The sequence below is a fragment of the Chitinophaga sp. genome (assembly GCF_036566945.1).
In the GTDB taxonomy this organism is placed as follows: Bacteria; Bacteroidota; Bacteroidia; order Chitinophagales; family Chitinophagaceae; genus Chitinophaga.
The window spans coordinates 1-3,859 of the sequence record NZ_DATCVJ010000329.1; the positions used below are offsets into that span (position 1 = coordinate 1).

Here is a 3,859-nt window from a genome sequence, read left to right on the forward strand (position 1 = left end):
GATCGCTCGACTGACTTGGCCTCGCTCGCTGTGTAACCGTGCGCAGTGGTGCGTGCACACGGGTCACAGCTAGGCGCTTGCCGGGGCACTGGTGTGAAGGCAACGCAGAAATTCCGTGACGATGACGGAATCTTCACCTGCACGCGTGAAAGACGTTGGACAACGCTTGTCTAGGAACAACAGCAGCAGGAAACGGTACAACCGTACCTTTTACTTCTGTTTATAGAGAAGTGAGCCAAGGTGCGGCAGCCCATAAGATCGCAACAGCCGGAGCGGTAGCCTATGACAAGATCCGCCAAGTATTCGGCAAGGTTGAGCAGGGTGGTTTCTGGTCTGACAGCGATATTATTGTTATTGCTCATACAGGAATCAAGGAAAGCTTGCGCGGTCTTGTTGACAGCACTGGTAGGCCGTTGTTTGTTGAAGAGGTATCGGCAATGCAGCCAGCGACATTGTTCGGCTACAAGTTGCAGTTCTCTGACGGAGCAAAGACAAGTACAACCAACTTGCAGAACCCAACAGGAAATCCATTACTCATCGTTGGCAACCGTCAGCACTTGATTCTAGGTGTTAGAAGTCCTATCGAGACAATGATCAGCACTGAAGCTGGTTGGAGCACTGACGAAGCTCATTTGAAGATGCGTTCTCGTAGAGCCTTTGCTGTTGGACGAGAAAAATCTTTCGGCATCTTGGAAGTTGCAGGAGCGTAAGCAATTCGGGACAGCTCAGCGTTCATTCGAATGTTGAGCTGTCCCATTTTTACTATGACAAATTACGAATACGAGTTCACGATGACGTGGCCGACTATCGGTGACTATTTTCAAACACGTCAGTTTCAGCTTGGCTTCTCAGTTTCCGAGCAAAATTTGACGCTTGGCCGATTGTTCGCTGTTGCAAAGATCAGTGATGCACCATGAGAAATTTCTACGTAGGTCAGAATCCGCACCGTTCAGTATTGTTCAAAATTGTTGACGAACGTAAGCAGCCTGTCGATGTGATGATGTATTACACGGAAAGCGTGTTCATTCGTAGACCTGATGGTTCAGTGTATTCGGATGGTTATGCAGTTCCAATTGCGAATCCTTATCGCGCTGTTGACTACACGTTCGGTTCAACGAGTCCGTTCACAATGGCTAATGAGTATCAGATACAGATCAGATTGAATCGCAATAGCGGAGGACCAGGGGATAAGTTCGACTACACGGACAATATAGCAATAGATGTTATACAAAGTTTGGAGGTTAAATGTTAGCAACAGATGCAGATGTCCTGGATATGACTGGATGCACGGTCAATGATCAGCAGATCAGAGAAGCTCAGGCAATCGTTGAAGTGATTGGGGGGAGGCCGGAAAGTCTTGTCACGAATGAAGCAGACGAGCACTGGCTTAGATATGCCGTGTGTTTGGCAGTCTGCCTATATGGATAACTCAGATGTGTTCGCACAAGCGAACGTGGAAGAAGTGAAGCAAGACAAGACAACCGTTAAATGCGGAGGCAAGACGTACACCCTTAGTCCGTTGGTTGTGCTTGCAGTGAAGCAGTTCATTTGGAACAAGTCACGTTCGATCATGACCGGACCTAATACGGTCAGAGCGAATAGAATGCCTGATTGGTGGTACTGGTGATGCCTAGATTCATCGTACGAACCTGGCCTAGCCTGGTGGATATTTACACTTAGCGAGTGACGTTTGATCCTGAAACAGGCTCAGCCGAACGAAAGTGGAACTATCTCGAACCTGAGACAGTGCCTTGCACTGTCGTAGCGCTGAATCCTGAAGACAGCCTTGAGCAGTTTGGCGCGGAATACACTAAAAAGAAGTTCGTCAAGCTTGAGATTCCAACAGGTCAGTTCGAACTCAGCCAGCAAGCCGGAAATCTGCGCAGCAAAGACGGAAAACAGCGGTACTACGATCACTTGATCGACAACGAGTTCTACCCAGAAGTGTTCAACATCAGCAACATTGGCACTCGTATCGACTTGAACGGTCAGATTGACTGCTATGAGCTGTATCTAGAACTGTTCGATGACAGTATTACTCAGATTGCAAGATGACAGGAAAAGGGCTACAAGCATTTCAGCTTGTAGCCCTTTTCTACCATAATTCCACTTATGCGCGAAGGAGGGTCATGTGTAATAACTATATTATATCATTCTTTGTTTACTTTCGCTCTGTTTATCTGGCTGCTTGCCGTTAGGTCGGGATCAACGTTTTGCGGTCCATCTTGATTCGGCTTGCCGAATCTTCTTTTCTTTGAAATAGTTCTCTTCAATTCGGAGGTCAGAATTTCGTGTTGTCCTTGCAATTCCCATTCGTCCATCGAGTAGACGCTTAGAAGGTGTTTCCTTTGTTCGTATTCCGAATCGGTCTGTGGAATTCCAGGCTCCATGCGTGAAATTGCGTTGGCGCTGAAAGTGTGTGCATCCCATACGGCTCTTGCGGCGTCGTTGAGGTCATGGTCTGCAATCAAACGGATCGTTTCGTAGTGCCTGGTGAGCTTCCGCATGAGGTCACTGGCAGTGTTCTTTTCTGCGGACCGAACGTTGACCGCTTCAAATCTTTCGTTGCTTGTTTCAAGAAGCTCCATCGTTGACTGAACTAGCGTTGTGCGACGCCAGTTGAGCAAGTCCCTACCTTGGCTTGTTCGATGAACCACAACCCAGCCGATTATGGCAACAATTGCAGCGAGCAGGGCAGCAATGTAGATGTGCCAGGGCGTACCGCTCGAAATGCGCGTTTCGTGAACGATGATGTGTTGAGTCTGAGCCAGTGCCGAGAACATGCGCTCACGGTAGATGACGCTGTGTGTGGAGCGCTGCTGTGGTGCTTCTGTGTGGAGGGATGCTGAGGATTAATACATAGACTCATTGTCAAGTTGAACCGTCTACACGTATGTGATCCAGAGCACTTGCAACTGCTCAGTTTTGACCAGACATGACCAGATGTGGTCAGAAATGACCCTGTGCCTAACTTTGCGCCACTTTCTCACGCTTGCTGTTGTCTACAGGTGTAGGTACACCCTTCGTTGCGTGTAATGGTTGTCAGGCATCAATACAGGCATTTCCCCAGGTGGAATTCTGTTTACATGATCGTAACAATTTACTTCAGATCTGACCGTTTGGTTCGTTGACCTGGGGATTGCCGGTTTGTGGAAACCAAACAAAGGCCCAGAGGGTCATTTTCCGGTCGTTGGGCATGTGTTTCTGTCGGTGACGAGGTGTACGGTTTGTTCAGCCGGAAAGGAACGCAGAAAAACCCCAACGCGGGGTAACCAGCACTGGGGTCAGTCTGAAAGTTGCAACTTCTCACGGATGCACTTGCGACTGTACTCCAGAAAGCAGCTAGTCCTCCAACTGGTGGATAGTTTGTGTTGGAACTGTTATCCGGCAGACGGGAGGAAGGCTGATGCCAACCTCTGTTCAACGTATTACCCGCACTCGTACCGTGACGATTCCCGTTCGTCGGGTCGTCAGGGTCACCCGCATCATCACCATCAAGCCGGTGAAGCGATGACGGCGCGCAAGGTTCCGCAGGTGCCCGCGCCTGGCGGAGGTACGCGTGAGCGTGACCGCAACAAGGATGGAAGCTGGCGCGAAAAGCGCAGCGATACAGGGAAGAAGCGCAAGTAGCTTCTGAATGCCGAAAGAGGTCCAGGTCTTTTGACCTGGACCTCTTTGGTTTCTAACTCACGCGGACGTGTGTAAAACTAAAGCTATCGAGTTGATGCAGTACCGCTGATCCGTCGGAGTGGGGTAGCCCTCACCCTCGAAGACATGGCCGAGGTGGCTGTGGCACTTCTTGCAGATAACTTCGACGCGTCGCATTCCCAGGCTCACGTCTTCCTTCAGGATGACGGCG

General features: G+C 49.7%; 4 protein-coding genes. 2 read left to right on the top strand and 2 right to left on the bottom strand.

Annotated features, from left to right (window positions below; translation table 11 throughout):
• Window positions 1–155: 155 nt before the first annotated feature.
• Together VIP81_RS09705 and VIP81_RS09710 are read left to right on the top strand one after the other, a co-directional pair.
• Window positions 156–710 carry a phage major capsid protein gene (locus VIP81_RS09705; RefSeq protein WP_331959123.1) on the top strand — a complete coding sequence of 185 codons (555 nt, stop codon included), beginning with the start codon at window positions 156–158 and terminating at the stop codon, window positions 708–710.
• Window positions 711–1,683: 973 nt separating this feature from the next.
• Window positions 1,684–2,055, top strand: a complete 372-nt coding sequence (locus VIP81_RS09710; protein WP_331959126.1) for a hypothetical protein — start codon at window positions 1,684–1,686, stop codon at window positions 2,053–2,055.
• 95 nt (window positions 2,056–2,150) lie between these two features.
• Here VIP81_RS09710 and VIP81_RS09715 read toward each other — a convergent pair whose 3' ends face one another.
• Both VIP81_RS09715 and VIP81_RS33710 read right to left on the bottom strand, forming a co-directional pair.
• A complete protein-coding gene (locus tag VIP81_RS09715) occupies window positions 2,151–2,783 on the bottom strand; it encodes a hypothetical protein (RefSeq protein WP_331959129.1) in 633 nt (210 codons plus the stop codon).
• Between the two features lie 904 nt (window positions 2,784–3,687).
• Window positions 3,688–3,852 (bottom strand): peptide-methionine (R)-S-oxide reductase, encoded by a 165-nt coding sequence (locus VIP81_RS33710; protein WP_349258195.1) that lies wholly within the window; start codon window positions 3,850–3,852, stop codon window positions 3,688–3,690.
• Window positions 3,853–3,859: the final 7 nt, after the last annotated feature.